8 protein-coding genes are annotated in these 18,319 nt (G+C 60.9%); 4 read left to right on the top strand and 4 right to left on the bottom strand.

The annotated features are described in order from the left end of the window. Window positions 1–122: 122 nt before the first annotated feature. Both D6858_RS06445 and D6858_RS06440 read left to right on the top strand, forming a co-directional pair. On the top strand, window positions 123–1,148 hold the full coding sequence (locus tag D6858_RS06445) for a universal stress protein (protein WP_165859652.1): 1,026 nt from the start codon (window positions 123–125) through the stop codon (window positions 1,146–1,148). Next, on the top strand, window positions 1,148–9,367 hold the full coding sequence (locus tag D6858_RS06440; protein WP_240623730.1) for a GH36-type glycosyl hydrolase domain-containing protein: 8,220 nt from the start codon (window positions 1,148–1,150) through the stop codon (window positions 9,365–9,367). The genes D6858_RS06445 and D6858_RS06440 overlap by 1 nt, the downstream gene beginning before the upstream one ends. A gap of 109 nt (window positions 9,368–9,476) precedes the next feature. On the opposite strand, the gene cls is transcribed toward D6858_RS06440, so the two are convergent. Continuing rightward, on the bottom strand, window positions 9,477–10,898 hold the full coding sequence (cls, locus tag D6858_RS06435; protein ID WP_158246581.1) for a cardiolipin synthase: 1,422 nt from the start codon (window positions 10,896–10,898) through the stop codon (window positions 9,477–9,479). Window positions 10,899–11,186: 288 nt separating this feature from the next. Beyond that, window positions 11,187–11,780: an RNA polymerase sigma factor gene (locus tag D6858_RS06430; protein WP_120108418.1), complete on the bottom strand. Its 594-nt coding sequence runs from the start codon at window positions 11,778–11,780 to the stop codon at window positions 11,187–11,189. Between the two features lie 207 nt (window positions 11,781–11,987). On the opposite strand from D6858_RS06430, the gene D6858_RS06425 reads away from it, so the two are divergent. Both D6858_RS06425 and mrdA read left to right on the top strand, forming a co-directional pair. After that, window positions 11,988–12,710, top strand: a complete 723-nt coding sequence (locus D6858_RS06425; RefSeq protein ID WP_047822097.1) for a lysophospholipid acyltransferase family protein — start codon at window positions 11,988–11,990, stop codon at window positions 12,708–12,710. A gap of 255 nt (window positions 12,711–12,965) precedes the next feature. Next, on the top strand, window positions 12,966–14,873 hold the full coding sequence (gene mrdA / locus D6858_RS06420; protein WP_165859651.1) for a penicillin-binding protein 2: 1,908 nt from the start codon (window positions 12,966–12,968) through the stop codon (window positions 14,871–14,873). Window positions 14,874–14,877: 4 nt separating this feature from the next. On the opposite strand, the gene D6858_RS06415 is transcribed toward mrdA, so the two are convergent. After that, window positions 14,878–15,879: a hydroxyacid dehydrogenase gene (locus tag D6858_RS06415; RefSeq protein WP_046904082.1), complete on the bottom strand. Its 1,002-nt coding sequence runs from the start codon at window positions 15,877–15,879 to the stop codon at window positions 14,878–14,880. Further along, entirely contained in the window at window positions 15,876–18,296 is a 2,421-nt protein-coding gene (ppsA, locus tag D6858_RS06410; RefSeq protein WP_120108412.1) for a phosphoenolpyruvate synthase, read from the bottom strand. Before ppsA ends, D6858_RS06415 begins: the two co-directional genes overlap by 4 nt. Window positions 18,297–18,319 lie beyond the last annotated feature (23 nt).

Raw genomic sequence — 18,319 nt, 5'->3', positions numbered from 1 at the left:
ATGAGGCTGGTGAGACCATGCCGGTGCTTCCTGCGTCTGATGGCCGATGTGCCATAAAATCCATTCGCGGGGGCACCAGGCATGATTGCCTGGGCGAAACGATGATGCCGGAGCGTACTGCCATGTCGACGAATACCCGATCACGTGCCAGCACGGTGCTGAGGTCGCCGGTTGGAGACGAACGCACCCGCTTTTCTAGCCAAGCGCCGCAAATTCTTGCTTGTCTGGACGAAGACATGAACCGCCTCGAAGTGACACGGCACGCGCGCGCAATCGCGAAAGCTCTCGACCTGCAGCTTGGCTTTGCCCAGATCGTTGAAACGGCCCCGCATGGGGTTCTTCCTGCCGACCCGATCGAGTGGAACCTGCGCTTCACCGAATGCCGCGACGGCATAGGCGAGCTTATTGGGGAGGCAAGCGAGACGGTCTCGGATGTGCTGCCCGTTGTTCTCCCGGGGACCGCCCATGAACGGCTGATAGACTGGGCGGAGGGTCATCGCGGGTCGGTCCTCGTCCTCGCGCGGCATAGCGGGCGAGGTCCACATTCAGGCCTGGGCACCACCGCCGACCGGCTGCTGACAAGCGGCGCAGCATCCATGCTTCTACTTCCTTCGGGACGCGAAAGGAAATGTTCGGCCGAGTACCGCAGACTTCTGGTGCCGCTTGATGGATCGCCCAATTCCGAGAGCGTGCTGCCGGTTGTCACAAGGCTTGCCCAGTCGCTAGAAGCGCAAGTGATCCTGGCGCACATTGTTTCTCCAACCGCCGAGTTGCCCTCACTCGAAACACAGGCCGGTTCCGATAGGAGCAATACCTCCGCGCGCGCCCGCAACTATCTCGAAACATGGAAGTTGAGGCTCCTGCGGCAAGGCATCGACGCTACCGTGTATTTCGGAACCGACAGCGAAACGTGCGAGCGGCTCAATCTGATCGCATCCCGCCTCGAAATCGACCTTGTTGTGGTCGCTTCCCATGGCCAGACCAACCTTGCCAGCGCGCCCTACGGAAGTGTCGCCGGCGCTCTGGCGAAAAGTGCGCCCTGCCCGACATTCATCGTCCAACCGGACCTTCGGATTCCATTGGCCAAACCGGGCCGCTCTGGCTTCATGTTCGAGGCCCTCGCTGCGGAAACTGAATTCGCCAGCTGATGTCGGACATTAATAGCGATTTCTCGGCGCTCGATCATGCTGCAATCCAGTTTGCCGAGGAGGACCGGATATCCCCGCAAGCAGCGCAAGAGATTCCCGCTCGCACGGGAACCGATGCCATCCTCGAGTGGCTGCGTGCGGCTTGCCTGGCATGCGCCAAGGCTGGGGCCGAAGCCAGCAAGGCGGCGGAATGGTTGCTCGACAATGACTATGTGGTCCAGCGCGCGCTGAGGCAGATCAAACAGGATCTGCCGACCGGCTTCTATAGCAAACTGCCAGCCCTCGAGGGTGAAGAAACCATTGGCTTCCCGCGTGCCTTCGTGCTCGCGCACCGTTTTCTCGAACTGAGCCGAATGCAGGTTTCGGCATCGGCCCTGAGCCGGTTCCTGATCGCTTATCAGCGCACGGCGCCGCTCCGCATCGGAGAACTCTGGGCGTTCCCGGCCATGCTTCGCATCGCTTGCGTCGAGATCCTCGTGGAAACCCTGTCGACCCTGCTGTGCGATCAGCTCGACGTGCCCGTCGCGACCACCTCATGGGCAGGCGAGGCGCATGCACTGGAAGCAAATGAACGGGTCGCACGCGCGATCGCCAATCTCAGTACCCTTGATGCCATCTCGTGGGAGGATTTGTTCGACGACGTAAGTCCGGTAGAACAGATCTTGCGAAACGACCCATCCGGATATTACGGGCAGATGGATTTCGATAGCCGCGATCGCTATCGCCGCGCGGTTGAAGAACTGGCGGAATATGGCGATTTATCCGAGACCGATGTCGCACTCGAGGCGATCCAAGCAAGCCGCGCCGCTTTGCCTGACGACCGATCTCATCACGTCGGATTCTGGCTCGCCGGTGAAGGACGCCGGGCATTCCGGCAACAGACGGGAGCGGTATTCCCGGCTCGGGTTCGGCTTCTGGACTATGCCTTGCGCCATCCTGGCCCGGTCTACTTCGTTTCGCTCATCGGGCTCCTTGTCTGGGCCCTATTGCTGCCAGCGATATATCTCGACGCCGCTGACGCAGGCGCGACGGGATGGTTCGCCGGCTTGTCCTTGTCGCTCATTCCCGCCTCGGTTGTCGCGATCACTTTCTTGCATTGGTCGATCACGCGTCTCTTGCCACCGCGAGTTCTTTTCAAACTCGACTTTGGTGACGGGCTGCCGGAGGACTGCGCTACGCTGATTGCGGTCCCGGTCGTGATCGCCCGCGAGGACGAAGTGCCTTTCCTGATCGAAAAGCTGGAGAACCACTGGCTTTCGAACGGCGAGCCGATGGTGGACGTAGTGCTCCTGGCCGATCTCGCCGACGCGGCGAGCGAAAGCACTGCCGGGGACAAGCAAATCGAGCAGGCACTAGAAAGGGAGATTCTCGCGCTCAACACTCGCTATCGCAGCGAGGGAAGCGAGCCGTTTCACCTGCTGATGCGCCCTCGACAATATTGTGAAGCACAAGGGTGCTGGCTCGCATGGGAGCGCAAGCGCGGAAAGCTTGAGCAGCTCAATCACATGCTCATCGAAGGCGATGGTGGAGCATTCCATCGACATGTCGGCTCGCGCGAAATACCCCGCAATATTCGCTTCGTCGTCACTCTCGATGCGGACACCACCTTGCCTACAGGCACTGTGCGAAAGCTCGTCGGCACGCTTGCCCATCCACTAAACCAGGCCAAGTTCGATCCGGACACTGGAACGTTGCTTGGAGGCTATACGATCATCCAGCCTCGGGTGGAGATTTCGCCCCAGAGTGGATCGCGAACGCTGTTCGCACGGCTCTTTGCCGGCGATACGTCAATCGACATCTACAGCCGGGCTGTCTCGAACGTCTATCAGGACCTGTTTGGCGCGGGAATTTTTGTCGGTAAGGGCATTTACGACCTTCATGCTTTCCACCGCAGCGTTGCCGGGCGCGTGCCCGAAAATTCCATTCTCAGCCATGACCTCTTCGAAGGTGTCCATGGCCGGGTTGGTCTGGCCAGCGATATCGTCCTGTTCGAAGGCTTTCCCGGAAACTACCTCGAATATGCGCGGCGCGCGCATCGCTGGATCCGCGGGGACTGGCAGCTCCTGCCATGGCTGGCAGGCAAGGTGAGGCGATCAGATGGCACAAGATCCCCAAATCCGATCGCCGCCATCGACCGATGGAAAATTATTGACAATCTGAGGCGGAGTCTGGTTGCCCCGGCAACGATCTTGCTGGCGATCTCGGGTTGGCTCATCCTGCCGGGACAAGCCTGGTTCTGGAGCCTGCTGGCCTTCTTCATGCCAGCGGGCCAGGTATTCACCGATCTGGTGACCGGATTGGCGACAGGACGGCGGCGTGGGACATCGCGTAGCCTGGGGCCGCAATTGCGCGATCAGGCCGGCCGCTGGTTTCTGGCCGTCGTCTATCTGCTCGATGACGCCATATTGTCGGTGCGTGCGATCGCGGTCACGCTCTGGAGGCTTTTTGCAAGCCGGCGCAACCTCCTCGAATGGACAAGCGCCGCGCACTCCGCCACCGACCTCCGCTCGAACCGAGCGCGAGGTGTCATATGGCGCAAGATGTGGTTGGGACCGACTATTTCGGTCGCTCTCGCGGCGCTTCTTGCCGCCATCAAACCTGACGCTTTGGCCGCATCCCTTCCGCTGCTCATTCTTTGGATCGCCGCGCCGGAAATCACTTGGGCGATGGCCCGCGAACGCCGCGAAGATGCGGAACCGCTTGCCGAGGATGACCGGCGCTTCCTGCGGGGCCTGGCGAGGCGGACCTGGCTCTTCTTCGAGACCTTCGCTGGTCCGGAAGACAATTGGCTCCCCCCGGACAACTACCAGGGCGCTCCGCATGCAGAAATCGCGCAGCGCACGTCACCGACGAATATCGGCATGTTGATGCTATCGACAGCCGCAGCCTGGGACCTCGGTTACATCGGCCGTTCGGAACTCGCGGCGCGGACGGCGAACCTTTTCGCCACGCTCGATCGCCTGGAACGATATCGAGGACATTTCTACAATTGGTACGACACAAGAACGCTCGCGTCGCTGGAACCTCGATATGTCTCGACGGTGGACAGCGGCAATCTCGCGGCGGCCCTGCTCGCCTACGCTGCTTCCTTGCGTGAGGCGCGGCGTGCGGAAGGTATGGAGGAGCAACGCTGGCGCGGCCTGATCGATGTGATCGATCTGATCGAACAAGTCGCGCAAAACTCTGAGGATGCAGCGCTGCCTCGTTGGATCACCCAGCTAAGGTCGCGCCTGGAGGGTGTCGAGGAAGACCGTGCCCACTGGATGGCCGGCCTGCAGGATATCTGCGAGGTATTGATCCCGGAGATGGAGGCAGCGCTTGGTCTGGGCGAGCAGTCCGAAAAGGCAGCGCCGAACCATCTGGTCGACATCGAGGTGCTCGTCGATCGGTTGCAGTACCAGATACGTTCGATGTGCCGGGACCTGGGGAACGGCGGTATCCCGGCTGACCAACTGTCCAGCCTCGCAGACCAAGCAATCGAGATGGCCTATTCAATGGAGTTTGCGCCGCTCTATGACGAGCACCGGCGCCTCCTGCGCATTGGCATCAATGTCAGTCTGGGACGTCCCGATACACATTATTATGACCTCCTCGCTTCCGAGGCACGGCTAGCGAGCTTTTTCGCCATCGCAAAAGGCGATGTTCCGCCAGAACACTGGTTCCATCTGGGCCGCCCGTTACGGCGCGTCGAGGGTGGAGCGATGCTGATCTCCTGGAACGGCTCGATGTTCGAATATCTTATGCCGCGCCTGCTGCTCAAGCCGGACACCGGCACGCTGCTGGGCGAGAGCGAGCGGATGGTGGTCGACGTCCAGGAGCGCTACGGGCGAGCCCAGAGCGTTCCCTGGGGTATCTCGGAATCGGCATATTCCGCTCGCGATCCTGAACACCGTTACAGGTATCAAGGGTTCGGCGTTCCCGAACTTGGCTTGAAACGGGGCCTCTCGCGGGACATGGTTGTCGCGCCTTACGCAACTGCGCTTGCACTGGCAGTTGCACCAAAGAAGGCAGTAGCGAACCTCAGGCTGCTGACACGATCGGGCGGCAGCGGTCGATATGGCCTGGTCGAAGCGCTCGACTTCACGCCTGAGCGGTCCCCGGGCAGCGGTCCCCGGACCGTTAATGCTTATATGGCACACCACCAAGGCATGCTCCTGTCGGCGATCGTCAATGCGCTGTTCTCAGACCGGTTCGCTAGCCGTTTCGCCGAAGATCCACGAATGCGGCCCACGATGTTGTTGTTGAGCGAACGGGTGCCACGCGAGATTCCACCAGAAATTGACAGGCTTGCCGACCCTACGATTTCCATGGTTCGGGGAACGCCCGTCACTCTGCCTGCGTCATGGCAACCCAGGCGCGAAGCATCCGTGCCGCAAATGCTCCTGCTTGGAAACGGGCCTTTATCGACGTGGCTCTCTGATAGCGGTAGCGGCGGACTGCGCTGGCATCACCGGGCGCTGACACGCTTCGTGGCCGACGCCACTCACGACGCGGACGGTTACTGGATCTACATCGCCGATGAAGACACCGGACGGCTATGGTCGGCGACGCTCGAACCAACCGGGTCCGAAGCGGAAGAGTACGAGGTCACATGCCATGCGCACCAGGCAGTAATTCGCCGGCGCGATCAAGGCGTTGTATCGCGTCTCGAGATTGGCGTTCTTGCCGGAAGCGACATCGAGGTGCGGCGCTTGCGGCTCATCAACGAGAGTTCCCGTCACCGCAAGCTTCGCGTGACGACCTATGCCGAGATCGTGCTCGGCGAGCCGCTCGAGGACGAGCGGCACCCGGCATTCAGCAAACTGTTTATCAAGAGCGAGCATGTCCCATCGCTTGGTGGTCTGCTGTTCGAGCGCCGCGCGCGCGCGCCACAGGACACGCCGCCGGTGCTCCTTCATTTTGCGGTCGATGGCGGGGGACCGGTTCGCAATGCCCGCTTCGAAACCGACCGGCGCGCCTTCATCAGGCGTCATGAAAGCCTGCGCTCCCCAACAGGAGCGACCGAAGCCGTGCAGAACACCCAAGGGTGGACCCTGGACCCGGTCATGGCTCTTCAACACCTCATCGACCTGGAGCCGTTCGAGATTAGGGAAATCTGTTTCCTGACAGTCGCAGCCGCGTCGCGCGAAACCGCCGTCGAGCTGGCCGAGCGTCATTCGTCTCTCGATTCGATCGAATGGGCGCTCCACGATACGGCAACCGAAAATGCACGCTCCCTGGTTCACATGAACATCGAAGCCGAACACCTGCCCGTCGTGCAGCAGCTCGCTTCGGCTCTCATCTATCCGCAGAACGCCCCATCGAGCGCGCGGACGATCAAGAACGAGAACAGTCTCGGACAAGCGGATTTGTGGGGGATGGGCGTGTCCGGCGATTACCCCATCCTTCTGCTGCGGTCTGCCGGTGAGACCACGACCCTGCTGCCCGTCCTCCTCGCCGCCCATCGATTGTGGCGGCGGCACGGACTAGAGGTGGATCTGGTGATCCTCCAGCTTGCCGGCTCAGCTTACATCGAACCGGTGCTCGACCAGCTCAGGGAGGCGCTGCAACGCGCGAAGATGGCGGAGCTGCTTGGACGCAAGGGCGGCGTGCATATCGTTTTCGCGGATCAGATCGGTGCGGATCGGGTGCGCCTTCTGGAGAGCACGGCGCGTGTCACCCTCGACGACGCACGGGGTAGTTTGCAGGAACAGCTGGAAGAAGCGCACGATGTGCCAAACCGCTTGCCGCTGTTTTCTGCAACAAGGGCTGCGCAGCATCCCTCGATGACATCGCTCGAACGTTCAGCGAACCTTCTCTACGACAATGGTCTGGGTGGGTTCACGGCGGATGGCCGCGAATATGTCATCTTCGTCGAACCCGGGCAGGCGACGCCTGCTCCGTGGTGCAACATTCTCGCCAACCGTGACTTCGGCGCGCTCGTAAGCGAAGCTGGCGGGGGGTATACTTGGGCAATAAACAGCGGCGAGAACCGTCTCACAACATGGTCGAACGACCCGGTCACGGACCGTCCCTCCGAAACACTCTACCTGCGTGATGAGGAAACTGGCGAGGTATGGACCATAACGCCTGCTCCTGTTGGCGATGCCGCTGCCTGCGAAGTCAGGCATGGCGCGGGTTACACCAAATGGTCAAAACGGTTCGCCGGCTTGGCCCATCAGCTCACAATGTTCGTACCGCTTGATGCATCGGTGAAGATCGTTCGGCTGCGGATCCGCAACTGCGAAGACCGGCACCGGCGCGTAACCGCAACCTATTATGCCGAGTGGCTGCTCGGCTCTCTTCCCAATATCGCACGCCCGCACATAGTCTGCGACTTTGACACCGAGACGCAGACCATCACGGCAACGAACCGCTGGAACAGCGATTTTGCCGGACAGGTGGCGTTTCTCACGGCAAACCGCCCACCGCACGGCTTCACGACCGACCGCGGCGAATTCATCGGCAGGGGTGGGGACCCGGCGGATCCCGCGGCGCTTCGGCGATGGGGTCTAACCAACAGCGTATGCGCGGGCGGCGATACATGCGGAGCCTATCAGATACACCTCGATCTTGGCCCGGGCGAGGAAGAAGAAATCCTGTTCGTGCTCGGCCAAGGGCTAGGCCACCATGCGGCCATGGAACTCGCCCAGCGCTGGCGTGAGCCAGACGAGGCAGAGACGGCAATGATAGCGCTGGAGAATTTCTGGGATGAGACACTCGGCGCCCTTCAAGTCTCAACCCCGGACCCTGCTTTCGACGTCATGGTCAACCGCTGGCTGCTCTACCAGACGCTGTCGTCCCGTGTTCTCGCGCGCACGGGATTCTATCAGTCGAGCGGGGCCTTCGGCTTTCGCGATCAATTGCAGGACGTTCTTGCGCTTCTCCACACCGCGCCGGCGCTCGCTCGCGCGCACATCCTCGAAAGCGCGCAGCATCAATTCGTAGAGGGCGATGTTCTGCACTGGTGGCACCCCCCTGCTGATCGCGGCGTGCGAACGCGTTTTTCCGACGATTTACTCTGGTTGCCTTATGTTGTCGGCATCTATGTCACGACGACCGGTGACCTTGATATCCTCGACGAGGAAGTCGCGTTCCTCGATGCCGATGAACTCGCCCCCGACGAAGCCAATCGATATGCGCAATTCGATGCGACCGAGTGGCGCGGCTCGCTGTTCGAGCACTGCGAGCGCGCACTGCACCGCGCTCTGGCAGTCGGGGCCCATGGACTGCCGCTGATCGGCGCCGGGGACTGGAATGATGGAATGGACCGCCTCGGCGCGAAGGGCCATGGCGAAAGCGTCTGGTTGGCATGGTTTATCACGGTCACAGCGCAAGGCTTCGCCGACATCTGCCGCCGGACCGGTCGGATGCACGAGGCGAAAGAATGGGAAGAACGGGCATCCGAGATAAGACGGCGCGCGGAAGAAAGCGCGTGGGATGGCTCATGGTACTTGCGCGCGTTCGATGATGACGGGCGGCCCATCGGCTCGGCAGAAAGCGACGAATGCAGGATCGATTCGATCGCGCAGTCATGGGCGGCCTTTGCCTCGGCTGATCAAGAGCGCGTGAGCGAGGCTCTCCAGTCCGCATGGGATATGCTTGTTTCGCAGGAAGACCAGTTGGCCAGGCTGCTCTGGCCCGCGTTTGACGAAGGCTTGATCGATCCCGGTTACATAAAGGCCTATCCCCCGGGAATTCGCGAAAATGGGGGTCAGTATTCGCATGCGACCGCGTGGCTGGGCATGGCCTTTGCGCGGGTGAAGGACCCCGAGAAGGCCTTTGCCCTGTTCAACATGATCAACCCCGTCCGTCGCTCTGACGATCACGCCAAGGCCGAGCATTATCGCCTGGAGCCCTACGCCGTCGCCGGAGACATATCTGCGGGCAAGCAACATACGGGCAGAGGGGGCTGGAGCTGGTATACTGGGGCCGCTGGCTGGGCATGGCAGCTCGCCACAAAAAGCATCCTGGGGTTGCAACAGATCGATGGCCAACTCATCGTCAATCCCTGTATCCCGCCCAACTGGGGCGGCTTCAGCGCGACACTGCGCGTTGGTGGCGGGTTGGTGTCAGTGAAAGTCGAAGATCCGCAAGGGCTTGGCTGCGCTGACGTCGAACTCACCGTTGATGGCAAAACTCATGCCGGGAATGCGATTGTACTCCCGAAGAATGGCGAAACAGTCGAACTTCGGGTCCGCATTGTTGGACGCAATGTACAACACCCCTCCCCCGCCTGAGAATTCCGCCCGGAGCTATTCAAACGCTCCTCCCAGCGCGTGAAAATCCTGGCGGGGTGTTTGGCAAAGATGCGCGACGCGAAGTCTGCCGTGCAAAGCAAAGTTGATCCTATAATAGCGGGCTAAAGAGCCGTGCTGCATTTTCCGCAGCGCGGGCAAGCGCAGGTCTGGCATTCCATTCGGCGCGAACCAAGCGCTCACTCCCCGCAATGTTGCGCGCCTCCTCTTCGCGCAGGCGCGCGACTGTGTCCTGATCATAGATGAGGAGGCCAGCTTCTCCGTTCAACTCCAGCGAGCGCAAATCGATGTTCATCGAACCGACAAGGACGAGGTCATCGTCGACGCTTACATGCTTGGCGTGCAGGAAGCCGCGATGATAGAGGTGTATGTCGATGCCCGCTTCCAGCATTCGATCGAAGAAAGAGCGCTGCGCCAGATCGACCAGACGATGGTCGCCCTTCTTCGGTAGAATCAAGCAGACCTCGACACCGCGGGCGGCGGCCCCTTCGAGCGCGAGCAGGAGCGCTTCGTCCGGCACGAAGTAGGGGGTCGTGATGACCAGACGGTGTTCGACCGTATGCACCAGCGCATCGAGCAGCAGCCGGATGACAGAGCGCCGATATTCGGGTCCGCCAGCCACCAATTGTGCGCGCGCCGCCCCTGCGGACCGTTCATGCGGAAAGAGCGCCCCGTCGCTCAACAGATCGCCGGATTCCAAAAACCAGTCATTGGCAAAGAGCGCCTGCATCTGGAGCACGACGGGTCCGTTGACCCTCACCACGAATTCCTTGCTGCGCTGACCTCCCGGTAGCTCGGCGCTGATGACGTTCTGCGAGCCGATATATCCGAGCCGTCCGTCGATCACAGCGAGCTTGCGATGATTGCGCAGATCGGGCCGCAGGGCCTCCATGTTCGTTAGCGATACGGGCAGCGCGCGGCGCACCGTTATCCCGCAGCTCCTGAGTTTTCGAATGATCCGGCGGGACCACCAATAGGAACCGAGCGCATCGATCAGAACCCGGCATTCTATCCCGCGGCTTGCGGCAGCCACGAGCGCCGCGATGATCTGGTTGCCCACAGCATCGTCGGAGAAGATGTAGGTCGTGAGATGAACATGGTGCCGGGCAGTACCAATGTCGGCCACGAGACGGTCGATCACTTCCTGATAATCCGCTAGCGCTTCGATGTTGTTTCCACCCACCGCAGGGAACAAATTGACCCGCTCGATGAGCTGCGCTGCCCGAACAAGATGCGCGGGAAGCTGCGGCGGTGAGCAGTGCTGCGACATCAGGATCTGGCGGCGCGCAATCTTGAGCTGCCTTCGCGCTTCAGCAAAACGCGCACGCCTGCGCGCCGTTGCCAGCGGACGGAACGCCCAGAGAACAACGAGAATGGCTGGAATGGGGAAGACGAGAACCAGCGCGAGCCAGCCCTGTGCGCCAACCGCTGGTCGGCTGAAAATGATCACCGCGAAGATAGCAAACCGCGCGAGCCAATCCAGCGTGAGGAATAGCAAGAGCGTATCAGACACCGGTCTTGCTCCCGCTTGTCGGAAAGCAATGGCGGCACGCCGTAGGAGGGGGGAGGATCACGGCGTGCCGCACTGCCGAGGCGCGGGGTTGGAGGCATCGCCGCGGCAACGAGCTTGGCGGGTTCGGGCTTTTACGCAGCCAAATGGTCCCGACAATTCGACCCTTAGAGCTCGCATGCATGTACATAGACGCGGGAGCGCGCCTGCTATTACAGCGCAGACCTCGTTTCGGTCTCACTGAATAGGCATGACATAGTCTCTGCCCGCCCACACGAGCGCGTCGGCTCCTCAAGTTTGCAAAGCAATAGGGGTGTCGGCCAAAGCATCGCGAAATGCGCCGCGGGCACGATGGAGTCTTACGGCGAGATTGTTGGGCGAAATGTGGAGGCGCGAAGCGATGACTGAAGGCTCGTCCCGCCCCAGGTCCATTTGCCGGATGATTTGCGTATAGGCTGGCCGAAGCGTCGCCAATACCTCCTCGACCACCTCGCTTTCATCGACCGACAAACTCTCTCCCGAGATTTCTTCCAAGGGTGGGCCGCCGGGTTCAAGCGGGGTCGTTTTGGCGTTGAGCCGCGCCGAGGCCCGGTAATGGTCGAGCAACGTCGTCTCGAAGAGGCGCCGCAGCCATCCGTGGACGGCATTTTCATCGCGCAATTGATGCGCGCGCTCAAGCGCTTTGACGCAGAAGGACTGAAGGACATCATCCGCCGCGAGGCGGTCGCGCAGACGCTTGAGAGCAAGCCGGCGGAAGATGACATAATCGCCAACAAGAACCCGCTCAATAATCTCTCTGTTCGTCTCTCGCCGGTTCTCAGGTTCGGAACGCTCCTGCTCTTCGGCAACAATATCCTCTGATTGTGCGGCGTAAGATAATGGCATGAGTTCTTCCCCACCGAAGTTCCACCTACTTGGAATACGCAGGGAGAGGCCCCGCCCCTCAGATTTCTTTGGTGTTTCGGCGGATGATGAGAGGTTCCGGCCGGGAAACAACGCGCTGATGCGCTTCGTCCTGTAAGCCGAGCTGCCGTGCCCCGTCTCTTGTTTCAGCCCGTTTAGAAATCCTCTGCACCGAGACGAGAAAACCCGATGAGCCGCCTGATCACCACTATGCGAAGTCTCGCCTTTGCAGTGTCGGCGGCGGTGTGGACTCTCCTTTTTGCGCCCTTGATCCCGCTATTGGTTCTTCTGGGTCGTCCGCCGCGGATCATTCGGCAGCTCACCCGGATTTGGGCGCGCGGCCTTCTCTGTCTCCTCGCTGCGCTGGCCGGAATCCGCTATACGGAAAGGGGACGCGTTAACCTGCCCGAGGGTCCCGTCCTCATCATCGCCAACCATCAATCGGCCTGGGAAACGTTTGCCGCACTCGTTCTCTTCCCTGACGTGGCGATTGTCACCAAGCGTGAGCTTCTGGCGCTGCCTGTGATAGGATGGTTCCTGAAGAACTCCCCCATGATCCCGGTCGATCGCGCTCAGTCGGCGCGGGCGCTGCGTGAAATGCTTGCGGCCTGCCGCGCGGAAGTAGCGGCGGGTCGCTCGGTGCTCATTTTCCCCGAAGGCACACGCAAGCAGCCGGGAAGCCCGATCGAATTCAAGCGCGGAGTGGAACTGCTCTATCGAAATCTGGCGATACCCCCAGTAATCGTTGCCCACGATGCCGGCCGGCTCTGGCGGCAGGGCATGCGGCTGCATCCTGGATCGATTACCGTTTCGATACTCCCGCCGATCCCACCTGCTACCGATCATGGAGTTCTTGTCGCGCAGGCACAGCGGTCCCTCGCGGTCGAAGTCGCCAATCTGAACAAGGCCTAGACTGACCGCCGAAAGGGCCCGGATCCCTATGAGGATGAGGAGGCCTGCGCTCCCATGAACATGATCTTGCATCTCATTGCGAGAGGCAACACCCATTTGTTCTGAACTTCGCCGTCGGCGACGTTCTCGTAATCACCAAGCGCGCCCCGCGTCTGTTTATCCGAATGAGGTGCCGCCCGGGCAGGCCAGCGCGCACCAGGAGCCGGTCTGGACGGACAATCAAAACCGGGAGTCTTGCAATAAGGAGCAGTGTGTGTGGCGAAACCGCCAACGAACAAGAGGATATTGGAGCAGCAGTTTTCTCGCCGGGCGACAATCTTGTGCGCGGTGCAGCTCGGTCTCGGCGGTGTGTTGGCAGGCCGGCTCGCCTGGCTTGCGATCGCCGAAAACCAAAAATGGCAACTGCTCTCCGAGAGCAATCGGCTTCAGCTGAGCCTGATCCCGCCGAGGCGCGGATTGCTGCTTGATCGCACGGGCGTCCCCCTCGCCAGCAACAAATCGGTCTTCATGATCGATCTCCTGCCCGATCGCCTCGAGGACGCCGATAAGGTCCTGAAGCAGCTTGCCGAGCTGCTCGATCTTAGCGCCGATGAGACGGACCGCCTCAAGACCGACCTCGAACAAGCATTGGATCACCAGCCCGTGCGGGTTGCGAGCGATGTCGAGTGGGACCAATATGCCGCTGTAAATGTACGCCTTCCCGACCTCCCCGGCGTATCCCCGATGAGAGGGTTTTCGCGGCACTATCCAGCAGGAGCCGCGACAGCTCACTTGCTCGGCTATGTCGGAGCCCCAAGCCGCGAGGAGTATGAAAAAACCGGCGATCCCTTGCTAATGGTTCCGGGCATGCAAGTCGGCAAGGATATGCTCGAGAAGACGCTCGACGAGCATTTGACGGGCAAGCCCGGCGCGCGCCGGGCCGAAGTGACAGCCACGGGCAAGGTCGTACGCGAGCTAGAGGTCCGATCCGACACTATAGGTAAAAGCGTACAATTGACCATTGATGGTGGGCTTCAAACCTATGCGTCGCGGCGACTGGGCACCCAGTCCGGCTCGGTCGTGGTGCTCGACGCGGTCACCGGCGGCGTTCTCGCTATGGCTTCGATGCCAGCCTACGATCCCAACAGTTTTTCGGATGGGATCAGCCAGTTCGAATGGGACATGCTGTCGCAAGACGAACGCGTTCCACTCAGAAACAAGACCCTCCAGGGACTTTATCCGCCCGGATCGACCATCAAGCCGATCACGGCCCTGGCTTTGCTGAATGAGAACATCGACCCAGACGAAACCGTCCTTTGTACCGGCCGGATCAACATTGCCGGCGGCACGTTCCATTGCTGGCGCCGTAGTGGCCACGGTGTAGTCGACATGAACCGGGCGATTGCAGAAAGCTGTGACATATATTTCTATGTCATGGGCATTCGGGTGGGCATTCAGCCAATTGCCGACATGGCCAGACGTTTTGGGCTTGGCGAGCGGTTTTTAGGCTTGCCGGTTCCCTATCAGTATTACGGCACTGTCCCCGATCCTGCCTGGAAACGGCGACGATACAACGAGCCTTGGGAAGCCTATGACACTGTCAATGCGACAATCGGGCAAGGCTATCTGCTCGCCAACCCGCTGCAGCTTGCGGTCATGACGGCGCGGCTTGCCGCCGGTGAGAAAACCCATCCCAAGCTACTTGCCGCAAAGGAGGCGCCTGCCGCACCACTCGAAATTGACCCCCGAATGCTTGCGATCGTCCGCCAGGGAATGGAGGATGTTGTCAATGGCCAGGGCACCGCAACCCGCGCCCGCCTTCCCCTTCCGAACATCAAGCTGGCGGGCAAGACGGGCACCGCGCAGGTTCGCCGCATCACGATGGCCGAACGTCGCCGCGGCGTCCGCTCCAATGCCTCTCTCCCCTGGAAGCAGCGCGATCATGGATTGTTCGTTGGTTATGCGCCGGTTCACCGGCCCCGCTATACGGTGGCGGTGGTAATCGAACATGGCGGAGGGTCTGGAGCGGCCTATCCCATCGCAAGCGATACGCCGCTCTATCTGTTTGACGAACGGCAAGCCATGAAGCGCCTGGCATCACTGGAGAATGGCTGGGGTGGCGGAATCGAGGAGCGAATGGCGCGCGAAGCGGCAGAATTCGTCGCCCGCACACCGAGCGACTGACCCCCTAAACAATGAGGTTCTTCGGCGAACCCATTGCAAAAGCTTCGATATTCTCAATTGTCGTCTCGATGATGCGCGCGACCGCCTCATGCGTGTTATAGGCGACATGCGGAGTCACGATGACGTTCGGAAAGCGCAGAAGCACATGATTGGCCACGAGGGCCTCCAAATTCTCCTTCTCCAGCGGCGGTCCGCGAAACACTTCTGCCTCTTCACGGACGAGCGGCTCCTGCGGGAGCACATCAAGGCCAGCGGCGCGGAGTTTCCCCTCCGCCAGCGCGCGCACCAGAGCGGGAACGCTGACGATGTTGCCGCGCGCCGTATTGATCAGGAGCGCGCCGGTCTTCATGGCAGCGAACTCGGCATCGGACAGGAGATCCTGGGTCTGAGGGGTTGCCGGCAGATGCAATGTGACGATGTCGGCTTGGGAAAGGAGTTCGGCGAAAGGCAAATAGGTAAAGCCGAGATTTGCTGCCGCAGAGCTATCCGGATCGACGTCGAACGCTACGACATTCATGCCAAACCCGCGCGCGATCTCGATCGCGCGGCGCCCGATGCGGCCGGTCCCGACGACGCCAAGGGTCTTCCCGCGCAGCTCGATACCGCGCAGATCATCCTGTGAAAAATTTCCGCGCCGTGTACGTTCGACCGCCGGAACGAGATATCGCGCGGCAGCCAGCATCAAGGCAAAACTGTGCTCGGCTACAGTAACATCACCATAGTCGGGAACGTTGGCGATCTCGATGTCTTCTGCGGCGCACCAGGCCAGATCGATGTGGTCGTGGCCGGTCGAGCGGGTGGCGATCAGCCGCAGCTCGGGGAAGTGGCGCAGGACTTCTGCATCGAGCCGTGAATTGATGAATGTGCTGATCACTTCGGCATCGCTGTATTTTGCCGCGTTATCAGATGTCAGCCGTTCCTTGACACAAGTGAGTTCGTGATTGCCGGAAAGTGCGCGGCATGCCCTCGCCTCCCATTCCTCGGCCTCGAAGATGACGACCTTCATATCCGCGAACCCTCAGCCGGTTGTGCTCGGCCTTTATCCGACATGGCCTCGGCTTGAGCGACCACCTTGACTGCGACAACAAAACTGTCGGGGTTAAGCGAAATGGAGTCGATCCCGCAATCGACCAGGAAACCGGCAAACTCGGGATGGTCACTCGGTGCCTGGCCGCAAATTCCGATCTTTATCCCGGCCTGGTGCGCCTTGATAATGGCTTCGCCAATCGCCCGTTTTACCGCCTCGTTGCGTTCGTCGAACTGATCGGCGAGAAGCTCGGAATCGCGGTCGATCCCGAGCACGAGCTGGGTGAGATCGTTGGAACCTATCGAAAATCCGTCAAAGCGCTGTGCGAACTCCTCCGCGAGCAGGACGTTCGCCGGAATCTCGCACATCATATAGATTTGGAGACCGTTTCGGCCTCGTTCGAGACCGTTTTCCGCCATCACTTCGAGGACCCGATCGGCTTCGGCGAGCGTACGGCAGAATGGCACCATGATGATGACATTCTCAAAGCCGATCTCCTCGCGTACGCGCCGCAAAGCGCGGCATTCGAGCGCGAAACCCGCCTTGTAGCCTGGGCTGTAATAGCGCGAAGCGCCGCGCCATCCGATCATCGGATTTTCCTCATCCGGTTCGAAGGCCTCTCCTCCGAGAAGGTGAGCATATTCGTTTGTCTTGAAGTCGCTGAGGCGGACAATCACCGGCTGCGGATGAAACGGGGCCGCGAGCTTGGCTATGCCGAGCGCGAGCGTGTCGACGAAATAGTCGGTAGGCTCGGCATATCCGTGCGTAAGCTCGGCGATCGCGCGCCTGGCATCCTCGCTTGTGACCTTCTCCGGGGCGACGAGCGCCATCGGGTGAACTTTGACCAGGTGGTTGATCACGAATTCCATCCGCGCGAGGCCTACTCCGCGCGCGGGAAGGCGCCACCAGCGCATGGCGGCGGCCGGACTCGCGATATTCAGCATCACATCGGTTTCGGTCTCGGGCAGATCCGCCAGGTCGAACTCGATGGTTTCGAACTCGAGCGTCCCTTCATAGACCGCACCGCGGTCGCCTTCCGCGCATGACAGGGTGATGGGCTGCCCGTCCTGCAGGGTGCGCGTCGCTGTCTGTGTCCCAACGATGGCCGGCACGCCGAGTTCGCGGCTGACGATCGCTGCGTGGCTGGTAGTTCCGCCGTGATCAGTGATGATACCCGCTGCGCGCTTCATGATTGGCACCCAGTCCGGATCGGTCATGCCTGTCACAAGGATTGCACCATCTCGAAAAGCCTCGATCTGCGAGGCGTCCCGGATCGCGCAAACCTCCCCGGTGGCGATCGCCTCGCCGACCGCCGCGCCCGTAAGCAGCGGTTCGGCGCGCTGTTTCAACCTGTAGGTAGTCAGTCTTCCCGCTGCCTTGCCCGCCTGAACCGTTTCCGGGCGGGCCTGGACGATGAAGAGTTCGCCGGTTGCACCATCTTTCGCCCACTCCATGTCCATCGCGCGACCATAATGCTTTTCGATGGTCTTGGCGCAGCGCGCCAGCTCAAGTACCTCGTCATCGGAGAGGACGAAGGTCTCGCGTTCGCGGCGCGTGGTTCTCTTGGTCAACGTCCTGACGCTGCCGCCGGTCGCATAGATCATCTTGCGCTCCTTGGCCCCAAGACTGCGCTCGATAAGCGGAACCGTATCTGTACGTTCGAGAAAGGGTTTGAAGACACGGTAGGTGTCAGGATCGACCGAGCCCTGGACGACAGTCTCCCCAAGCCCCCAGGCGGCACTTATCACGATCACGTCGGGGAAACCCGTTTCGGTATCGACTGAAAACATGACCCCCGATCCAGCGAGATCCGAGCGCACCATGCGCTGCACTCCGATCGACAGGGCAACATCCATATGGTCGAAACCCTGTGCCTGACGGTAGCTGATCGCCCGGTCGGTAAAGAGCGAGGCAAAGCAGCGCCTGCAGGCATCGAGAAGTGCGCGCTTCCCGGTGACATTGAGAAAGGTCTCTTGCTGCCCGGCGAAGCTCGCTTCGGGAAGATCCTCCGCTGTCGCGCTGCTGCGGACCGCGACGCTGACCGCATCCTGTTCGCTGCGCGCAGACAAAGCGTCATAGGCTTCACCGATGGCCGCCTCGATCTCCGGTGGAAACGCCCCTTCCAGAAACGCATGCCGGATCGCAGCACCTGCCACTTGAAGCGAGGCGCGCCCGGCATCGAGCGCTTCGATCCAGCGCCTCATTTCGGGTTCAATGCCGTTGGCCGCGATATAGTGCCGATAGGCCTGCGCCGTTGTGGCGAAGCCTCCCGGCACTCTGATACCGCGCTTCGACAGCGCGCCGACCATCTCACCGAGCGAAGCATTCTTTCCGCCAACCATGGCGACGTCGCCGCGTCCAATATCCTCAAACCAGGCAATAAGGGCGTCGGGCATCGAAATCTCCGGGTCATTCGCGA

It is taken from the genome of Tsuneonella suprasediminis, from assembly GCF_003605755.1.
In the GTDB taxonomy this organism is placed as follows: Bacteria; Pseudomonadota; Alphaproteobacteria; order Sphingomonadales; family Sphingomonadaceae; genus Tsuneonella; species Tsuneonella suprasediminis.
This window is presented reverse-complemented; position numbering and strand designations above follow the sequence as displayed.

Bases quoted from the DNA above. Each gene is read 5' to 3' on its own strand.
- D6858_RS06430 (WP_120108418.1), bottom strand. From the start codon at position 11,780: ATGCCATTATCTTACGCCGCACAATCAGAGGATATTGTTGCCGAAGAG.
- D6858_RS06415 (WP_046904082.1), bottom strand. From the start codon at position 15,879: ATGAAGGTCGTCATCTTCGAGGCCGAGGAATGGGAGGCGAGGGCATGC.
- D6858_RS06440 (WP_240623730.1), top strand. From the start codon at position 1,148: ATGTCGGACATTAATAGCGATTTCTCGGCGCTCGATCATGCTGCAATC.
- D6858_RS06425 (WP_047822097.1), top strand. From the start codon at position 11,988: ATGAGCCGCCTGATCACCACTATGCGAAGTCTCGCCTTTGCAGTGTCG.
- ppsA (WP_120108412.1), bottom strand. From the start codon at position 18,296: ATGCCCGACGCCCTTATTGCCTGGTTTGAGGATATTGGACGCGGCGAC.
- D6858_RS06445 (WP_165859652.1), top strand. From the start codon at position 123: ATGTCGACGAATACCCGATCACGTGCCAGCACGGTGCTGAGGTCGCCG.